Consider the following 19,624-nt stretch of genomic DNA (forward strand, 5'->3'; position numbering starts at 1 on the left):
CAAGCTTATCTATCTAATACTGGTAATTCGCTAAATAGTAAATAATATTAACTCTAAGAAAAGTCTCTTATCTTAGTACCAACCGTTGGCATTCCAGAATGCGAGGGCTGCTGACCATGAACCGTAACGTCCTGCTACGTATGAATCGGCAACGCGTTCTTGGTTTTCAGCTGACAAGTCACCATTTAGGTATGACATTGTCAATTGGTAACGACCATAGTATTGACCGTTTTGAGCTGTGTAGCTACCGCTTGATTCGCGTTGAGCAATGATTTCTTTAGCTTGAGCGTCTGAAGTACCCAAGTTTGATGAGTAAGAAGTAGTTGTTGTTTCAGCTGGTGCTGCTGCCACTGTTGCTGGAGCTGGTGCTGCTTCTACAGCTGCAGTTTCAGTTGTAGTTGCTGCTGGCGCAGTAGCTTCTGAATCTAGTTCCAAGATTTGACCTACAGTGATGAAGTCAACGTTAGCGATTTGGTTAGTTGAAGCCAATTTTTCAACTGTAGTGTTGTAAGTTACAGCAATTTTAGAAAGTGTATCACCTGATTTTACTGTGTATGAATCAGCGTTAGCAACTGCTGGGGCAATAAGTGCTGCTGCTGCTGCTACACCGGCAAGACCAAGTTTAATAGATTTCGATTTAGTTTTAAAAATATTTGTTTGCATTATATGCTCCTTTTTTGTTTCAAAAATTAGTACAGACTATATAATACAGACTTAATGTTACTCTGGCTTTAGAGTTATATTAAAAATATTACAATTAGATTCTTATAATATAAAGAAAACGCCTACAGATTAGACGTTTTAGCTTTCTTTAAGATAAAATAAGAGAATTCCTAAAATTATGACAAGCAAAATGGTCACTGAATCTTTGATTTTCCATTGTAAAATTCGGTATTTTGTACGCCCATCTCCACCTTGATAGCCACGTGCTTCCATGGCAAGAGCCAAAGCATCCGCACGTTTAAAGCTTGAAGCAAAGAGCGGAATAAGGATTGGAATGATTGATTTAACCTTTTGAATGAGATTTCCTTCACCAAAATCAACCCCACGCGCTCGCTGAGCTTTCATAATACGTGTCGTATCATCCATCAATGTTGGGACAAAACGTAAACTCAAAGACAGCATTAAGCCGATTTCGTGAGCAGGAATCTTAAAACGAACAAATGGTTTCAACAATGACTCCACAGCATCAGCAAGGCTTAAAGGCGTTGTCGTCAAGGTTAATAGCGTTGAAAAGAAGATAATCAAAACAAAACGCATGAAAATTAATATTGCTTGATTAAACCCGTAGCTAGTAATTTTCAAAATACCAAATTGGAAATAGGTCTCACCACCGTGTGTAAAGAACATTTGAAATAAGGTCGTGAATAAAATAATTCCAATCATCGGACGAACTCCCTTTAAGAAGAAGCTAAGTTTTATCTTCGATAAGAAGACAACTCCTAAAGTAAAAGCAATCATCAATAGATTGGTCACAAGGTTATTGGCCCAAAAAACAATGATAATGTATAAAATCATTGAAAGAAGTTTACTACGAGGGTCTAGACGATGAATTAAGGAATCTCCAGGTACATAACGACCAAGTATTAATTTATCCATGTTTCACCACCTCTGCAAATTCTTCTATAGTAATTGGTAAAGCATCTAAATGTAAGCCGCGTTTGACAAGTTGCTGAGCGAATTTCGTAATTTTAGGAACACCAAGTTGTTTACTTTCAAGAAATGCGACATCTTGGAAGACTTCTTTAGGATAACCTGAGCGAACCAATTTACCACCTTCAAGAACATTAACATAATCAGCATAATTGGCAACATCATCCATTAAATGAGTTACTAAAACAATTGTCATGCCATTTTGATGCAGTTCTTTAAATAAAGTCATCAATTCACGGCGTCCTTTAGGGTCTAGGCCAGCTGTCGGTTCATCTAGAACCAAAACCTCTGGTTCCATGGCTAGAATCCCAGCAATAGCCACACGACGCATTTGACCACCAGATAGCTCAAAAGGATTCTTTTCAAAAAATTCTTCATGAATTCCTACCATGGCAAGTTTTTCACGCGCTAACTGTTCAGCTTCTTCTATAGAAACACCAAAATTTTGTGGTCCAAATGCCACATCCTTAAGAACTGTTTCCTCAAAAAGCTGACTTTCAGGAAATTGAAAGACCAGTCCAACCTTTTTACGGACGGGTTTTATTTCCTTATTTTTTGAGTTTGCCGTAATCTTAATATCATCAACAATAACAGCCCCTTCTGTAGGGACGTTAAGACCATTCAAAAGTTGCATGATTGTTGACTTACCTGACCCAGTGTGGCCGATAAAGGCTGTATATGAGCCTTCTTTTATAGTAAGATTAATGTCAAAAAGGGCACGCCCTTCAAAAGGTGTCCCCGCTTGATATGTATAATTTACGCCTTCAAGAGTAATTCCCATAACTGATCTTCTAATTCCTTTTCCGTAAGATAATTCTCTGTAAATTCAAACCCTCTGTCTTTTAAAGTAGAGATAAGATTGGCTGAAAAAGGAATATCCAATCCCAAAGTCAATAATTCTTCTCCTCTTGCAAAAAGTTCGCGTGGAGTTGAACTTGACTCAACTTTTCCTTTTTTCATGACTAAGACACGATCACTAAGCACAACCTCATCCAAATCATGAGTGATAGACACAACGGTCATATTATATTGATCACGAATCTCTTTGATTGTTTGAATTAATTCTAAGCGTCCTTCTGGATCAAGCATACTAGTCGCTTCATCCAAAATAATAATATTAGGATGCATAGCAATAGCACCTGCAATAGCCACACGTTGTTTTTGTCCACCTGACAAACGAGCTGGTTCACGATCAGCAAAAGCTGACATGCCAACTAATTCAAGGGCTTCTTTGACACGTGCTTGCATCTCTTCTAATGGAATTCCCTTGTTTTCTAACCCAAATGCGACATCGTCTTCAACTGTCGCACCAACAAATTGGTTATCTGGATTTTGAAAAACCATTCCAATTTTATGACGAATGTTCCACACGTTTTCTTCAGTTAAGAGTTCTCCCTCAACAAAGATTTGACCTGATTCAGCTGCTAAAAGCCCATCAATTAAGCGAACTGTGGTTGATTTTCCTGAACCATTATGGCCAATAATGGACAACCATTCTCCCTGTTTCACGTGAAACGATAAATCATCTAAGGTGTAATGTTCTTGATGATCAGTATATTTGAATTTTAAATGTTTGACGTCAATACTATTTGTCATTTAAATGTGTCCTTAAAGAGGAATCTTGCCCCTTTGAAATAATCATATCCTGAGTAAATTGTGAAAATCAAAGCGACATAAAGCAAAAGTGTTCCAATCATTGAAAAATGCAAAAGTAAGAAAATAATTGAAAACATTTGAGTAAAAGTTTTGATTTTACCAGGCATAGCAGCTGCTAAAACTGTTCCACCATTTTCAACAAGTAGTAAACGAAGACCAGTTACTGCTAACTCACGACAAATAATAATCGCAGCAATCCACGCAGGAACCATTCCCAATTCAACTAACATAATAAACGCTGTCATCACTAACATTTTATCAGCCAATGGATCAGCAAATTTACCAAAGTTTGTAACAACTTGCCATTTTCTTGCAAGGTATCCATCTAAGTAGTCTGTAATACTTGCTAGCGCAAAAACAACTGCTGCAACAGCATGTCCAGCTACGCTATTCCAGATACAAAGAATCAAGATAAATACTGGAATCAAAACAATGCGACCTAATGTTAACAAATTAGGGATGTTTTCTTTTTTTGTAAAATTGATTTTCATTTTCCTACCTTATTATTGAATATTAATTGTAATGTAACTTAATGTTGTACTTGTCAAAGCTGATGTATCTACCGCTTGACCATTGATTGAAACGTTAACACCTGCAGTGACTCCTAGTGTAATCACAGATGTTTTTGTACCTGCAGGAAGGGTTGCTGAATAACTTGAAACTCCTGTTGAAGAAAGAAGTGTTCCTGCGTCACCAGCTTCTGAATTACTTACAGAAACCCAACTGCTATCAGCACCAGCTAAGCTGATGTCAACTGTCAAACTATCTGTAACATTTGATAGATTAACCGTTAAATTGCTTCCGCCTCCTTCAGTTTCCATCTTCAATGATTTTTCTTCAGATGAAGAAGATTCACTGGTTGATGAACTTTCTGGAGTTGATGAGCTACTTGATGATGAACTATGAACAACAGAGTAGCTTGGTTTTACTTGATTGCTATCACTTTGAAGCTGTGTCCAAGTGACAAATGAAACAAAAGCTAAAATTCCTAAAGCAACTAAGCAAAGCAGAATAATCGGAAGATAAGTTGCTGTTTTTTCTGAACTTTTATAACGACTTGAACGTGAACCAACACCAAAATCATCTGTTTGTTCAGGTTTAGGTTTAGAAACTGAAACTGGAGCTGTTTTAGCTACTTTTTTATGACTCGGTACGATTGTAATTTGCTCATCCTCAGCAACCACTGGTGCTGTTTCAATACTTGATGCAAATATTTGTGCTCGATAGCGCTTTAATAGTTCTGCTGCATCTACATCTACCAATTCCGCATATTGTTGAAGATAAGTTTCAACTTCATCTTTAGGAATTAATTTAAATTTTTCTAACTCTAATGCTAAAAGATGTGGTGAAGGAATTGCTGTTTTTTCTTCAACATCTTCTAGTGTCAAGTTTTTGGCAACTCGACCTTTTCTTAAGATTTCACCAATCGTTTCTTCTCTCATACAAGGTTTCCTTTAATAAAATATAATCAAATTTATTATAGCAAATTTTAATAAGTATTTCGATTTTATTTTGGAAGGATTGTGAATTCTGTCGCGTCTGATTGAATTAAGAAATCATTTCCTCTTTTAAGAACTTCTTCAAAACTTAAAGTCTTTAGTAGTTTAGGCACCGATAAATAAGTTTCCTCATCAGCAAGATGATTGATAAATTGCGCTGAAAGGTTATCAATTGAATCTAGACTCTTGAAAAAGTCTCCATACAATTCTTTTTTAACAATTTCAAAATGCTCTTCTGACAAATCTTCCAAATCACTAGACATTGCTACTTTACTTAAATATTGTCGCAGATTCGTTGCCATAGCAATCGGTACTGAAGTATCTAGAGAAATAATCAAGAATTGGAAATTTTGATAAACTTCAATCTCAAAATCAAATGAGTCATCAATCTGACCACTCTCATAAAGTTCTTGATAACGTCTTGAAGTCCAACCCAAAATCATCGCAAAAAATAATCTCAAGGCTAATTCTTGACGCAAGGTAGATTCTCCTTCTGATAAAGCAGAGCCTCTTAAGCCAATAGCTAGTTTAGGTTGTGTCACTTCCATTTGAACCGATGCCTTCGGCACAACAGATTCGTAAGCCAATTCTTGACGCTCAAGATGATGAGCTGTCTTATTTTTTCCTTTTTGACTTTCTTGAATTTGCTTAAAGATATCATCCTTATCAAAATTGCCAACAACTAAGAGTGTCATCTCCTGTGGAGAATAAAAGACATCATGATTTTCTTTCAAGTTCGCTACTGAAATATTGGCAATACTTTCTTGAGTTCCAGCAATATCTTGAGCAAGAGCCGTTTTAGGATATAAATTTTCAAGAATTCCTTGATAAAGTCGATAATCCGCATCATCTTGATACATGTCAATCTCTTGACCGATAATCGATTTTTCTCGCTCAATTGACTCATCTGTAAAGGCAGTATCTGCCACAAAATGCTGCAACAAGTCTAAGTTTTCATTTAAATGATCTACCGTTGAAAAATAAAAACATGTTTTGTCAAAGGTTGTAAAGGCATTACTGTTGGCACCGGCATTTGTAAATAGCTCTGAAACATCTTGACCATCTTCCAATTCAAACAACTTATGTTCTAGAAAATGAGCAATCCCCTTCTCATAGCATTTTTCACTTTTATCTAGTGTAAACTTATTGTCAAGGGAGCCAAAATTAACAACCAACATCCCACAAGACTCTTGAAAATCAGTCTTAGGAATCAAAAAAACTTTCAATCCATTTTCCAGTACAGCAGTATACAAAGTTTCACCAATTTCAGGGAAAACTTTTTCAACTAATTTTGTCACTTACTTTCCCTCCAAAAAATACAGTGCTTGCAGTTTAATCTTTCTAGTTAGTTGCATCACATCAGCTTTACTAACCTTGTCAATGTTGTCAATCATATCGTCAACGCTGTAATGATTCTTCAAATATTGACCGTTGTAACTACGCTCGATTAATACTTTTGGAGAGTCTCCTGCCAATCTTAAATTGACTTGTAACATTTTCTTCGTTTGTTTAAGAAGGGCTTCTGAAAAGCGACCTACCTTAATCGTTGAAAATTGTTTGTTAATTAATTGCATCGCTCGATTGCGATTCTTCTTGTCAATACCAGCGTAAACATTCAGTAAACCTGTAAAGATATCAAAATGACTTCCGATAGTATAAGCAAGTCCTTCTTTCTCACGAACCTCTGTAAATAAACGAGAATGAGCAAAGCCTCCAAACAAACCATTAAAGACAAGAAGTGTAAAGTAATCCTTGTCACCATATCTAGTTGGGAAAGAATAACCTAACTGCAAAACAGACTGATTAACTTCTCTGACTTCTAATTTTTCTTGAACAATGTTGCTAAATTCTTGTTGGTAGTCAAATACTAAATCTTTTTGACGGTCTTCAAAAGGAAATCGATTGAACAATTGTAACATGCGATAGTCATCAAACTCTCCCAATAAAAAGATGTCCAAGCGATCCTCACGAAGCATTTTCTGAAACTCTTGAAAAGCCGTGTAAGAATTTTCAGCAACTGCTAATTCAGCTGTCCCATATTTTGATGTTTGAAAAGCTGGGTTCGTAAAGAAAAGTTTTTTAAGACCTAGCTCACTACTATAAAAACTATCATCCTTATCAGCTTTTAAATAATTAATTAAGTTCGCTTGCTCAAGCTCAAATAATTTAGACTGATATTGCTCAACTGTTACAAGCGGTGAGAAAAGAACTTGATATAAAAATTCAATCACTTCTTCCAAGAGATTCTCTGTAGTCATCACATACTGATTCTTCATGAAAGTTAGTTCAATATCAACAATATGAACCAATCCCTTAGTTGATACCTTGGTTGACAAAGTCGCTCCATAAAGGCTTGCCAAACGCTCTCTAAAACGCTGTGCAGTCGGGTATTTCTCATTAGCTGTTGCTAAAATCTGCGCCACCAAAACACGTCTGGCTACCGTTTTTTGGCTGAACTCTCCTGAAAACCGAAAGGTAATGTGGTTCATTTTGAATTTCTCATTTTTGATTAGATGTAACTCAACACCATCAACTATTTTCATTACAAATTCCTTACTAAAACACTTTATTAGCTAAAATTATACCACGTTTATGTTATAATTACTTGAATTATAAAATGGAGAAAACGATGGAATACAAATTATTTGATGACTATATTACCTTACAAGCTTTATTAAAAGAACTAGGTATTATCCAAAGCGGTGGAGCTATTAAAGCCTATTTAGCAGAAACAACCGTTCTCTTCAACGGCGAAGGCGAAAAACGTCGCGGTAAAAAAATTCGTCTCGGTGATGTTGTAAGCATTCCAGAAGATGGTATCACTATCGATATTATCGCACCAACAGACGAAGAAAAGAAAGAACATCTTGAAGCCTTAGCTGAAAAAGCTCGTGTTGCTGCTATCGTTAAAGAATTAAACGCTAAAAATAAAAAAGATAAGAAACAAAATCAAGCGAAAAAACAAGCGAAGCCAACTAAAGAACGTAAACCCGTTCGCTTCCCAGGAACTTAAGCATGTGGATTCAAAAAATAGCCTTAAAAAATTATCGCAATTATTTAACCAATGAGCTTGAATTTTCTCCCAGGCTAAATGTCTTTATCGGGAAAAATGCTCAAGGAAAAACAAATTTCTTAGAAGCTATTTATTTCTTATCTTTAACACGTAGCCACCGCACACGTTCCGATAAAGAGCTGATTCACTTTCAAGAAAAAGAACTCCGCGTCTCAGGTATTCTGCAACGCTCAAGTGGGACAGTTCCTTTGGAAATCAATCTATCAAGTAAAGGACGAGTCACTAAAGTTAATCACCTCAAACAAGCGAAATTATCTGACTATATCGGAGTGATGACAGTCGTCTTATTTGCACCTGAGGATTTACAACTTATCAAAGGAGCACCTAGTCTCCGTCGCAAGTTTATTGACATTGATTTAGGGCAAATCAAGCCGGTCTACCTCTCTGATTTGTCTAATTACAATCATGTTCTTAAACAACGTAACACTTACCTAAAAACCGCTGAAAAAGTTGACATCGACTTTTTAGCAGTCCTTGATGAGCAATTAGCTGATTTTGGTAGCCGCGTCATGGAACATCGCTTAGATTTCGTCTCTAATCTCGAAAAAGCAGCCGACCGCTATCACTATGCCATCTCTAATGGCCTAGAACATTTTAAAATTCGCTATCTATCATCTGTGCCATTCCAAGAAAAAAGCGAAATCAAAGAATACTTCTTAAAAACATTGGAAAAGAATCGCAAACGTGATATCTTCAAAAAAAATACTGGCGCTGGACCTCATCGTGATGATTTAGAATTTTTCATCAACGATATGCCTGCCAATTTTGGTAGCCAAGGACAACACCGAAGTTTGATTTTATCTCTTAAAATGGCTGAAATTGAACTCATTAAGAATGTTACTGGTGATTTTCCAATTCTACTTCTCGATGATGTCATGAGTGAACTAGATAACTACCGACAAACAGAATTGTTAAAAATGATTATTGCTGAAAATGTTCAAACCTTTATCACAACGACAAGTCTTGAACACCTTTCAAAACTTCCAGAAGAGTTGAAAATTTTCACTGTTAATCAAGGAACTATTGAAGAAAACTAAAAAAGCTGGCCTAAGCCAGCTTTTTTGTGTGTTTACAACTGAATTGACAATGTTGTCAATGATAATTAGTAAGATTTAACAATTCCTAGTAATACAGCTCCAAGAACAAAGCATGCAATACCAATTACCAACCAACGCATTTCTTTACGTGTTTTAGTTTCACCCAAGAAGAGGATACCACCCATAATAGAAATGATAACACCAAGTTGTGAGAAACTAAAGGCAATAGCAAGACCTGCTTTAGCAGCAGCAAGAAGCATGAAGATGTTACCAACACCCCACATCAAACCAACGATAGCATTTTTGATAACAACTGTTTCAAATTTAACGTTAAATTTCATAAACATTACAGCACCTAAAACCATACCTACAGCCATTGGGAAGATAACAGCTAAAGCATCGAATTTCATGATGTTGTTAAATAGAATAGTGTAAGAAAGGTAACCAACTGTTGAGTAAGTCAAAGCACGGAAACCTTTACCAAAGTCAGTAAGTTCGCTAGTTTCAACTTTTTCAGCATCTCGTTTACTTGTGAAATAGAATCCGATAACCAAAAGAAGCAAAGCAATAATACCAAGTGTGTATTGAACTGGTTTGCTCCATTCACCAAATACAATGGCACCAATCAAGCTACCAAATACAAGTTGTGCTCCACTTGACAATGGGTTACCTACTGAAACACCCATGTATTGCATTGCACGGAATTGGCCGTTTTGTCCCATAGACCAAAGCATACCACCGATGATTCCGACAACCCAAAGTGTTACTGACATTTCTGGTTGAACAAACAACCATACAACAAAAGCAAATAAAAGTGCCCCTAAAGTCATTCCTAATGTTTGTTGATCTGGTTTACCTCCAATTTTGTTGCTGACAAACCCGATACTTCCCCATGCTACCATGGGAATTAATGCAAATAAAATACCCTGCATTTTTTCTCCTTTACGATATGTTTTACAGATTAGTAAACGTTATTTACATTGTTGTAAATATATAATTAATCATTCGCTATTTATGAAAACGCTTTTTCAGAAAAGTAAAAGAAAATTTCATGTTTTTTTTGCGAACATAGTTACATATTCTATCATAAAACCTACTATTTTGTAAAGGCCTACACAAAAAAATCTCTGATAAGTTTGAAAACTCATCAGAGATTTAACGATTAACCTCAGTTTATCTTAGTGTACTGAGTAGTTTGGCGCTTCATTTGTAATTTGAACATCGTGTGGGTGACTTTCAATCAAACCAGCTCCTGACATTTCAACAAATTGAGCTTTTTCATGAAGAGCTGAGATATCTTCAGCACCAACATAACCCATACCAGCACGAATACCACCAAGAATTTGGAAGACGATATCGGCTACAGCACCTTTATAAGCTACACGACCTTCAATTCCTTCTGGAACAAGTTTGTTAGCTTCGTTAACAGAACCTTGGAAGTAACGATCGCTTGAACCTTTCTTCATAGCTGCAATTGATCCCATACCACGGTAAGTTTTAAATTTACGACCTTGGTAGATTTCAGTTTCACCTGGTGCTTCATCTGTACCAGCAAACATAGAACCAAGCATTACAGCATTACCACCTGCTGCCAAAGCTTTAACGATATCACCTGAGTATTTAATACCACCATCGGCGATAATTGTTTTACCATATTCACGCGCAACAGCTGCTGCGTCATAAATAGCAGTAATTTGAGGAACACCGACACCTGCAACGACACGAGTCGTACAGATTGAACCAGGACCAATTCCGACTTTAACAACGTCAACACCAGCTTCGTAAAGGGCACGTGCACCTTCTGCAGTTGCTACGTTACCAGCAATCAATGTACGTTCTGGGAAGTGTTGACGAATTTCAGCAATTTTACTAAGAACACCAGCTGAGTGACCGTGAGCAGTATCGATAACAATGGCATCTGCACCTGCTTCAAAGAGGGCTTCAGCACGCTCGAATGTATCTGAAGTAACACCGACAGCACCTGCAACCAAAAGACGACCGAATTCATCCTTAGCGGCATTAGGGAATTCAATAACTTTTTCAATATCTTTGATAGTGATAAGACCTGACAAACGTCCAGCTTCATCAACCAAAGGCAATTTTTCAATACGGTGTTCGTGAAGAATGCGTTCTGCAGTTTCCAAATCAGTTCCAACAGGAGCTGTTACCAATTTTTCACTTGTCATGTGTGCTGAAATTGGAGCATGGTAATCTGAGATGAAACGCATATCACGGTTTGTGATAATCCCTACCAATTTACGATTTTCAAGGGTTTCAACAATCGGAACACCACTAATGCGGTAACGTTGCATCAACTCTTCTGCTTCAGAGACAGAATGTTTAGGTGTTAAGAAGAAAGGATCAATAATAACACCATTTTCTGAACGTTTTACTTTACGGATTTCTTCTGCTTGTTCTTGAATTGACATATTTTTGTGAACAACACCAAGACCACCCGCACGTGCAATAGCAATAGCCATTTTACTGTCAGTAACAGTATCCATAGCAGCTGTCACGATAGGAATGTTCAATGTCAAATTTTTTGCAAGTTTTGTTTGCATGTTAACTTCATTTGGAAGAACATGACTTTCAGCAGGAATGAGTAGTATGTCATCAAAAGTGTAACCTTTTTTCAAAAATTTAGTGTCCCAATTTGACATTAAATAACCCTCTTTTCTATATATTTGTAGGGGATTTTTAACCCTAGCTAATTTTTTATTGTTACTATAATAACACGCTAAATTCATTTGTCAATAAATTAAATTCAATTTTTTCCAAAAATTCTTTCCTATATTAGACTGATGATTTTTGCAATTCTCATTTAAAACAAATGTTGTTATCTACCAAAAAACTCCAAGACATCGCCTCAGAGTTCTGTTTATTTTAGAAGTAGTTGATTCCCATAGCTGCTTTAACTTCAGCAAGTGTTTGACCGGCAACTTCACGCGCAGCTTGACTACCTTTTTCAAGCATATTGAAAACTTCGCCCATATCTTTAGCGTATTCCAAACGGCGTTCACGAATTGGTGCTAGCTCACGTTCAAGAATTTCAAGAAGGTAACGTTTTGTTTTTACATCACCAAGACCACCACGTTGGTAGTGTTCTTTCATAGCTGCGATATCTGCTTGATCTTCTTCACGTCCAAAGATGTCAAGGTAATGAAAAACCATATTTCCTTCGATTTGTCCTGGATCTTCAACACGGATGTGATTAGGGTCTGTATACATGCTCATTACTTTTTTACGAACAGTATCAGCATCATCTGATAGATAGATACCATTTCCAAGAGATTTAGACATTTTAGCGTTACCATCTAACCCTGGCAAGCGACCAGCTGCTTCGTTTCTAGGGAAAATACCTTCTGGTTCAACCAAAACATCTGTTTTGTAAGTGTGATTGAAACTACGTACAATTTCGCGTGTTTGTTCAATCATTGGTTTTTGGTCATTTCCGACTGGCACATAGTTAGCTTTAAAAGCAGTAATATCTGCAGCTTGTGAAATTGGGTAAACCAAAAATCCTGTTGGAATTGAGCTACCAAATCCTTTTTGAGCAATTTCTGTTTTAACAGTAGGATTACGCTCTAGACGTGACAATGAAACAAGGTTCATGTAGTACATTGTCAATTCAGCCAATTCAGAAATTTGACTTTGAATGAAAATCGTTGATTTAGCTGGATCAAGTCCTACTGACAAGTAGTCCAAAGCAACGTTTCCAACTGATTCTCTGATAATTTCAGACTCTTTAGCGTGATCTGTCAAAGCTTGTTGGTCTGCCAAAAAGACAAACATATCATACTTATCTTCATTTTGTAGAAGAACACGATTTTTTAGACTTCCAACATAGTGTCCTAGGTGCAATTTACCTGTTGGACGGTCACCTGTTAAAATAATTGGTTTTGCCATATTATCACCTCAAAATTAATTTCAAAAGTAAAAAATAGCCCCACGTAGTTAAACTACGTGAGGGCGTTGTCAATACGCGGTACCACCTCAATTGATAGAACTAGCCTACCATCTCTTACCACTATATAAAAATTTACACGGTTCATGTAAAGATTATTCTCTTTTACCATCAGCCCATTCATGTAAGCTTACTACTGATTCACAGCACCATCAGCTCTCTAAAAGTACGCGTTTACATTACTCTTCTGAATCTTCTTCATTTTATGAAATTCTGGGTTATTTGTCAAGTTTGTACAGCATTTTGAGCTCCTTTATGCCCGAAGAATAATTATACATTTTGTATTTTAATTAAATTAGAAAGATTAAAACCAGCATTTTCCAAACACTCCTTTTGCCCAAAAATCTTGACGTTAAGCTGCTTCTTTGCCATAATATAATCGTTTGTTTTATTATAAAAAAGAGGATTAACTATGAAAAAAAGACTGATTGATTTTGCACTCGTAACTGCAGGAGCTTTTATTGCCGCTGTTGGCTTCAATTGCTTTTTTCTTGAAAATCATATTGCATCTGGTGGTGTGGTCGGCCTAGCGGTCAGCTTAAAAGCTCTATTTGGCTGGAATCCTGGTAATTTTGTTATGATTACTAACGTTCCTTTATTGTTAGCTTGTTGGCTTTTCCTTGGAAAAGAAACTTTCTTCAAAACCATTTATGGGTCATGGATTTATTCTATTTTTGTCAAATTGACAGAAAATCTACCAAATCTGACTCATAATCCGCTACTAGCTGCTCTGTTTGGAGCTATTATCTGTGGTTTTGGTTTAGGGGTTGTTTTCTGGGGGAATTCTTCAACTGGTGGTACTGGTATCATCACCCAAATTCTCCATAAATACACACCGCTTCCTTTAGCAGTAGCCATGACGATTGTCGATGGCTGTAGTGTTGCTATGGGATTTATTGCTTTTGATCCTGATACAGTAATGTATTCGATTATTGCCTTACTCGTTATTGGATACGTGGTAAATAGCATGCAAATCGGTGTTACTTCATCTCGTAACTTGATAATTATTTCACCTAAAAATGACTTGATCAAAAACTATATTTCAACAGAAGCTGACCGTGGTGTCACTGAAATCCCTGTTACTGGTGGTTTTTCTGGCGACCGTCAAACTATGTTAATGACAACCGTTTCTCGCCAAGAAGTCCCTCGTTTAGAAAAAAATATTCAAAAAATCGATGAAGCTGCCTTTATCGTTGTGATGCCCGCTACACAAGTTATGGGGCGTGGTTTCAGCCTTAAAAAATACTACAAGCTCAACGAAAAAGACGCCATTTTACCAATGTAATCCAAACGTAACTCAAAGCCCCACTTCTCTAATTGAAAATTGGGGCTTTTTCATGTACAATGAGCTTATAGATAAATAATATGAGGTGAAAAATTGCTTACAGTTTCTGATGTATCACTACGTTTCAGCGATAGAAAACTGTTTGATGAGGTTAACATCAACTTTACAGCTGGAAATACCTATGGTTTAATCGGTGCCAACGGTGCAGGAAAATCTACATTTTTAAAAATCTTGGCAGGAGATATTGAACCAACAACAGGTCATATTTCCCTTGGTCCAGACGAACGTCTATCTGTTCTTCGTCAAAATCACTTTGACTACGAAGAAGAACGTGCGATTGATGTCGTTATCATGGGGAATGAACGCCTTTACAATATCATGAAAGAAAAAGACGCTATCTACATGAAACCTGACTTTTCAGATGAAGATGGTGTCCGCGCAGCAGAATTAGAAAGTGAATTCGCTGAACTTGGCGGTTGGGAAGCTGAGAGTGAAGCTTCACAATTGCTCCAAAACCTTAATATTCCAGAAGACCTTCACTACCAAAACATGAGCGAACTTGCTAATGGTGACAAGGTGAAAGTCCTTCTTGCCAAAGCTCTTTTTGGTAAACCAGATGTTCTTCTTCTTGACGAACCAACCAATGGGCTTGATATCCAATCAATTACTTGGTTAGAAGATTTCTTGATTGACTTTGAAAATACAGTCATCGTCGTATCCCATGACCGTCACTTCTTGAACAAAGTATGTACACATATGGCTGACCTTGATTTTGGTAAAATCAAACTTTACGTCGGTAACTATGACTTCTGGAAACAATCATCTGAACTTGCTGCTCGCCTGCAAGCTGACCGTAACGCTAAAGCAGAAGAAAAAATCAAAGAATTGCAAGAATTCGTTGCTCGCTTCTCTGCCAACGCTTCTAAATCAAAACAAGCTACTTCTCGTAAGAAAATGCTTGATAAAATCGAACTTGAAGAAATTGTCCCATCAAGTCGTAAATACCCATTCATCAACTTCAAAGCTGAGCGTGAACTTGGTAAGGACCTTCTAACAGTCGAAAACTTGTCTGTTAAAATCGATGGTGAGACTGTTCTCGATAATATCAGCTTTATCCTACGTCCAGGTGATAAAACAGCCTTCATCGGACAAAACGATATTCAAACAACAGCTCTTATTCGTGCATTGATGGATGATATCGAATACGAAGGAACTATCAAATGGGGTGTTACAACAAGTCGCTCTTACCTTCCAAAAGATAACTCACGTGATTTTGCTTCAGGTGAATCAATCCTTGAATGGCTTCGTCAATTTGCTTCTAAAGAAGAAGACGATAACACATTCCTTCGTGGATTCCTAGGTCGCATGCTCTTCTCTGGAGATGAAGTTAACAAATCAGTTAGCGTTCTTTCAGGGGGAGAAAAAGTGCGCGTGATGCTTTCTAAATTGATGCTTCTCAAATCAAACGTTCTTGTCCTTGATGACCCAACTAACCACTTAGACTTGGAATCAATCTCAAGCTTGAATGATGGCTTGAAAGACTTCAAAGAATCTATCATCTTTGCGAGTCACGACCACGAGTTCATCCAAACACTTGCCAACCACATCGTTGTCATTTCTAAAAATGGGGTGATTGACCGTATCGATGAAACTTACGATGAATTCCTTGAAAATGAAGAAGTTCAAGCAAAAGTTAAAGAGCTTTGGAAAGACTAATCATCATGTCGTAATCTAAAAATGACATGACCATATTTTACATTTTTACATTATAGAAAAGAAACAGGTTGGGATTATTATCTCAACCTGTCTTACTAACATTATGAAACTAAAATCTTTTAAACTAACAAATAACACCATTTACTACCTAACAGCATTCTTCTTGCCTTTCGTGATTTTATTTCTAGCCCTTTTGGCTGAAAATATTTCCTTTAATGGTGAGACAACTATTTTAGCTAGTGATGGCTTTCACCAATACGTTATTTTCGCTGAAAATTTACGAAATATTTTACACGGTTCAGACAGTCTATTTTATACCTTTACCAGTGGGCTGGGATTAAATTTTTATGCTTTAATCAGCTATTATCTTGGTAGTTTCTTCTCACCTTTTGTCTACTTCTTTAGCTTAAAAAGCATGCCCGATGCCATTTATCTCTTTACCCTGCTAAAAGTTGCTTGCATGGGATTAACTAGCTTTCATAGCCTACGCCAACTGTATCCAAAGGTATTAAAACCATTTACCGTTATCCTCTCAAGCTCATATGCGCTGATGAGCTTTGCTATTAGCCAGATTGAGATTAATATGTGGCTGGATGTTTTCATCCTTTTGCCGCTCATTATTCTAGGACTTAACCGATTACTAAATCAGAAAAAATTCATCTTATACTACCTTACTTTAACCATTCTCTTTATTCAAAATTACTACTTTGGTTATATGGTTGCTATTTTCCTTGTGCTTTATTTTCTTGTTCAAATCAGCAAGGAAAGCCACTGGAAAATAAGGGGACGTCAATTTGTAGATTTTACAGTAGTGTCAATCTTAGCTGGGTTATCTAGCTGTGTCATGCTGCTACCTACTTACTTGGACCTGTCAACACACGGTGAGAAATTCTCTACCTTTACAGAATGGTTTACAGAAAATTCGTGGTTCCTAGACTTGTTTGCCAAAAACTTTGTTGGTGCTTATGACACAACAAAATTTGGCTCAATTCCTATGATTTATGTAGGGATTTTCCCGCTAATCTTAGCTATTATCTTCTTTACCATCAAGTCAATCAAATGGCAAACACGTTTAGCTTATGGTATTGTTTTACTACTCATTATTGCTAGTTTTTACCTTGAACCATTAGATTTAATGTGGCAAGGAATGCACTCACCAAATATGTTTCTGCACCGTTATTCTTGGGCATTTTCACTAATGGTGATTCTTTTGGCCGCAGAAACGTTGTCACGTCTCAAAAAATTAACTGTTAAGCATTACCTTATTGGTATTGTTCCACTAGGGCTTGGCTTTTTAACTACGGTACTGCTCAAAAATCATTATCAATTTTTAGAAGCACCACAAATCATTATCACCTTTTCTTTCTTAGCTGCTTACACCATTATATTAATTAGCTACGCTAAGCAGTATTTAACATTTAATTTATTCATTAGCTTTACAGTTCTCTTTACAGTATTTGAAACTTCACTTAACACCTATTATCAAATTACAGCCCTAAATAGCGAATGGGTCTTTCCTTCTCGGCAAAGTTATGAGCTTAATTTGACAGATACTGAAAAACTCATTCAAAAAAGTCAAAAACTAAACACGACATTTTATCGTACCGAGGAGCTTCTTCCTCAAACAGGTAATGACAGCATGAAATACAATTATCATGGTATTTCTCAGTTCTCATCTATTCGAAACACGATATCCAGCAGCACGCTTGATCGACTTGGCTTTAAGTCAACTGGAACAAATCTAAACCTTCGTTATCAAAATAATACCTTGCTAATGGATAGTTTATTTGCTGTCAAATACAATCTTTCAGAAACTGATGTCAACAAATTTGGGTTCCATTACCTTGATAACTCTGGTAATACATCACTATATGAAAATCAATACGCTAGCCAATTAGCAATTCTAACCAATGGGCTGTACAAAGATGTTGACTTCAGTGTCAACACGCTTGACAACCAAACTAACTGGATGAACAATCTCACTGGCTTATCTGAAAAATACTTCACGCGTGTGCCCTCCCAATTATCAGGAGGAGCTAATATTCTAAATGGTCGTGTAACCACTAGTAATGACGGACAATTAAATTCGCATGCTGATTATAACCTTACTGTCGCTCCTAATACGCAACTTTATATCAGCGTTCCAAATATCACCTTCTCTAATGAAAATAGCCAGAAGGTCCAAATTACTGTCAATGGTAAAACGGCAGAATATACAACTGATAATGCCTACACTTTCTTTGATCTTGGATATTTTGAAGATAGTCAAACTTTGCATGTTACTCTTTCATTCCCTGAAAATAACCAAGTATCCTTTAACCAACCAAACTTTTATGCCTTAGATACGACAAGCTATCAAAAGGCTATGGAAATCATTAATCGCCAAAAGGTTAAAGTTACTACCAATAAAAACACTGTAACAGCTACCTACAAAGCCGACAAGGCTTCATCACTCTTATTTACTATTCCATACGATAAAGGTTGGACAGCTACTCAAAATGGCCAAAAAATCACTTTATCAAAAGCTCAAGACGGCTTTATGAAAGTTGACGTCAAGTCTGGAAAAGGCAAAGTCGTTCTGACTTATCTGCCTACAGGCTTTAAAGAAGGAACAATGTTATCATCAGTTGGACTCCTCCTATTTATCTGTTACAATATCGCCAGAAAACAAAAAAAATAAAAAGTATCCAAGGTGTACTGACCCCAAAAAGTTGGACAATAAATTATTGAAAGGATTTAGTTCTGTATTGCACAGGACTGAGTCCTTTTAATTTTGTCTTGATACGTTTATTGTTGTAATAAAAAATATAATCCGTAATGGCTTGTTCTAGCTTATCAAGCGACTTAAAAGTCTTTTCATAACCGTAAAACATCTCAGACTTTAAGATGCCAAAGAAGGACTCCATCATGCCATTATCTGGACTATTTCCCTTGCGTGACATAGATGGACGAATCCCTTTGGATGCCAAGAAATCATGATAAGACTGGTGTTGATATTGCCACCCTTGGTCGCTGTGAAGAATAGTTCCTTGGTAAGAGGTAGCCGGAAATGCTCTTTTAAGCATGGTTTGAACCTGTTTTAAATCAGGTGAGCGTGACAAGGTGAATTCAATAATCTCACTATTGTATCCATCAAGAACAGGGGATAAATAGAGTTTCTCTCTAATATTTGGTAAAGCGAATTCAGTGACATCCGTATAACACTTCTCATAAGGCTTAGCCCCTTCAAACTGACGTTGAATTAGATTATCAGCTTTCTTCCCAATCTCTCCCTTGTAAGACGAGTATTTACGCTTACAACGAGTACGAGCAGCGAGTCCCATGAGTTTCATTAACCGTTGAACCTTCTTATGATTGATAACAAATCCTCGGTTTCTTAGTTCTAAATAAATACGACGGTATCCATAATTGCCTTTATGGTCAACGTAAATGGTTTGAATCATCTCTTTGACCTTCTTATCTTTCTTAGCTCTATTAAACCGTTTCAACTGATAATAATAAGTAGAACGAGCTAGCTTAGCGGTTTTTAGTAAGAGGTCTAATCGAAATCCTCCTGAGACCAGTTCTCTAACTGTTTCCGCCTTTTGCGCTGTAAGGCTTCGTCCCTCAAGCGCAATTCCCTCAACTTTTTTAGATAAGCTACCTCGGTACGCAGACGCTCATTCTCTTCCAGAATATGTTCTAGCTCAGTCATTTCTTTACAAGTTTTCTTTGGTTTACGTCCCATCTTACTCGGTCTCC

General features: G+C 36.8%; 16 protein-coding genes, 1 pseudogene and 1 other annotated feature. Of the genes and pseudogenes, 5 read left to right on the top strand and 12 right to left on the bottom strand.

Annotated features, from left to right (window positions below; genetic code table 11):
* Positions 1–72 precede the first annotated feature (72 nt).
* The 8 genes from apf to yfmF all read right to left on the bottom strand — a co-directional run bounded on the left by apf (position 73) and on the right by yfmF (position 7,351).
* Complete coding sequence (gene apf, locus STRINF_RS02625; RefSeq protein ID WP_006531467.1) at positions 73–663, bottom strand: aggregation-promoting factor; 591 nt, start codon at positions 661–663, stop codon at positions 73–75.
* Between the two features lie 138 nt (positions 664–801).
* Entirely contained in the window at positions 802–1,599 is a 798-nt protein-coding gene (locus STRINF_RS02630; RefSeq protein WP_006531468.1) for an energy-coupling factor transporter transmembrane component T family protein, read from the bottom strand.
* The gene (locus STRINF_RS02635; RefSeq protein ID WP_006531469.1) at positions 1,592–2,434 is read right to left on the bottom strand and encodes an energy-coupling factor ABC transporter ATP-binding protein; all 843 of its coding nucleotides are present in this window, start codon (positions 2,432–2,434) and stop codon (positions 1,592–1,594) included. The genes STRINF_RS02630 and STRINF_RS02635 overlap by 8 nt, the downstream gene beginning before the upstream one ends.
* The gene (locus STRINF_RS02640) at positions 2,410–3,249 is read right to left on the bottom strand and encodes an energy-coupling factor ABC transporter ATP-binding protein (protein ID WP_006531470.1); all 840 of its coding nucleotides are present in this window, start codon (positions 3,247–3,249) and stop codon (positions 2,410–2,412) included. Before STRINF_RS02640 ends, STRINF_RS02635 begins: the two co-directional genes overlap by 25 nt.
* Positions 3,246–3,800, bottom strand: coding sequence for a CDP-diacylglycerol--glycerol-3-phosphate 3-phosphatidyltransferase (pgsA, locus tag STRINF_RS02645; RefSeq protein WP_006531471.1), 555 nt, complete (start codon positions 3,798–3,800; stop codon positions 3,246–3,248). The genes STRINF_RS02640 and pgsA overlap by 4 nt, the downstream gene beginning before the upstream one ends.
* 12 nt (positions 3,801–3,812) lie before the next feature.
* A complete protein-coding gene (locus tag STRINF_RS02650) occupies positions 3,813–4,751 on the bottom strand; it encodes a helix-turn-helix domain-containing protein (protein WP_006531472.1) in 939 nt (312 codons plus the stop codon).
* 65 nt (positions 4,752–4,816) lie between these two features.
* On the bottom strand, positions 4,817–6,106 hold the full coding sequence (gene yfmH, locus STRINF_RS02655; protein WP_006531473.1) for an EF-P 5-aminopentanol modification-associated protein YfmH: 1,290 nt from the start codon (positions 6,104–6,106) through the stop codon (positions 4,817–4,819).
* The gene (yfmF, locus tag STRINF_RS02660) at positions 6,107–7,351 is read right to left on the bottom strand and encodes an EF-P 5-aminopentanol modification-associated protein YfmF (RefSeq protein WP_006531474.1); all 1,245 of its coding nucleotides are present in this window, start codon (positions 7,349–7,351) and stop codon (positions 6,107–6,109) included.
* A gap of 86 nt (positions 7,352–7,437) precedes the next feature.
* Between yfmF and yaaA the strand changes: the two genes are divergently transcribed.
* Positions 7,438–7,821, top strand: a complete 384-nt coding sequence (yaaA, locus tag STRINF_RS02665) for a S4 domain-containing protein YaaA (RefSeq protein ID WP_015695838.1) — start codon at positions 7,438–7,440, stop codon at positions 7,819–7,821.
* 2 nt (positions 7,822–7,823) lie between these two features.
* Positions 7,824–8,918, top strand: coding sequence for a DNA replication/repair protein RecF (recF, locus tag STRINF_RS02670; RefSeq protein ID WP_006531476.1), 1,095 nt, complete (start codon positions 7,824–7,826; stop codon positions 8,916–8,918).
* A 65-nt stretch (positions 8,919–8,983) separates the two neighbouring features.
* Here recF and STRINF_RS02675 read toward each other — a convergent pair whose 3' ends face one another.
* From STRINF_RS02675 to trpS, 3 genes are all read right to left on the bottom strand, one after another.
* Positions 8,984–9,850 (bottom strand): GRP family sugar transporter, encoded by an 867-nt coding sequence (locus STRINF_RS02675; RefSeq protein ID WP_006531477.1) that lies wholly within the window; start codon positions 9,848–9,850, stop codon positions 8,984–8,986.
* A gap of 246 nt (positions 9,851–10,096) precedes the next feature.
* Positions 10,097–11,578 carry an IMP dehydrogenase gene (gene guaB, locus STRINF_RS02680; protein ID WP_015695840.1) on the bottom strand — a complete coding sequence of 494 codons (1,482 nt, stop codon included), beginning with the start codon at positions 11,576–11,578 and terminating at the stop codon, positions 10,097–10,099.
* A gap of 223 nt (positions 11,579–11,801) precedes the next feature.
* A complete protein-coding gene (trpS, locus tag STRINF_RS02685) occupies positions 11,802–12,824 on the bottom strand; it encodes a tryptophan--tRNA ligase (RefSeq protein WP_006531479.1) in 1,023 nt (340 codons plus the stop codon).
* Between the two features lie 56 nt (positions 12,825–12,880).
* Positions 12,881–13,087: a binding site (T-box leader), on the bottom strand.
* A 207-nt stretch (positions 13,088–13,294) separates the two neighbouring features.
* On the opposite strand from trpS, the gene STRINF_RS02690 reads away from it, so the two are divergent.
* The 3 genes from STRINF_RS02690 (at position 13,295) to STRINF_RS02700 (ending at position 18,563) form a co-directional block, all read left to right on the top strand.
* The gene (locus tag STRINF_RS02690) at positions 13,295–14,167 is read left to right on the top strand and encodes a YitT family protein (RefSeq protein ID WP_006531480.1); all 873 of its coding nucleotides are present in this window, start codon (positions 13,295–13,297) and stop codon (positions 14,165–14,167) included.
* Between the two features lie 93 nt (positions 14,168–14,260).
* Positions 14,261–15,883 (top strand): ATP-binding cassette domain-containing protein, encoded by a 1,623-nt coding sequence (locus STRINF_RS02695; protein ID WP_006531481.1) that lies wholly within the window; start codon positions 14,261–14,263, stop codon positions 15,881–15,883.
* A 103-nt stretch (positions 15,884–15,986) separates the two neighbouring features.
* Complete coding sequence (locus tag STRINF_RS02700) at positions 15,987–18,563, top strand: YfhO family protein (protein WP_006531482.1); 2,577 nt, start codon at positions 15,987–15,989, stop codon at positions 18,561–18,563.
* Between the two features lie 43 nt (positions 18,564–18,606).
* Here STRINF_RS02700 and STRINF_RS02705 read toward each other — a convergent pair.
* A pseudogene (locus tag STRINF_RS02705) lies at positions 18,607–19,624 on the bottom strand (IS3 family transposase); the annotation flags it as partial.

Origin of the sequence: Streptococcus infantarius subsp. infantarius ATCC BAA-102 (assembly GCF_000154985.1) — a bacterium.
GTDB lineage: Bacteria > Bacillota > Bacilli > Lactobacillales > Streptococcaceae > Streptococcus > Streptococcus infantarius.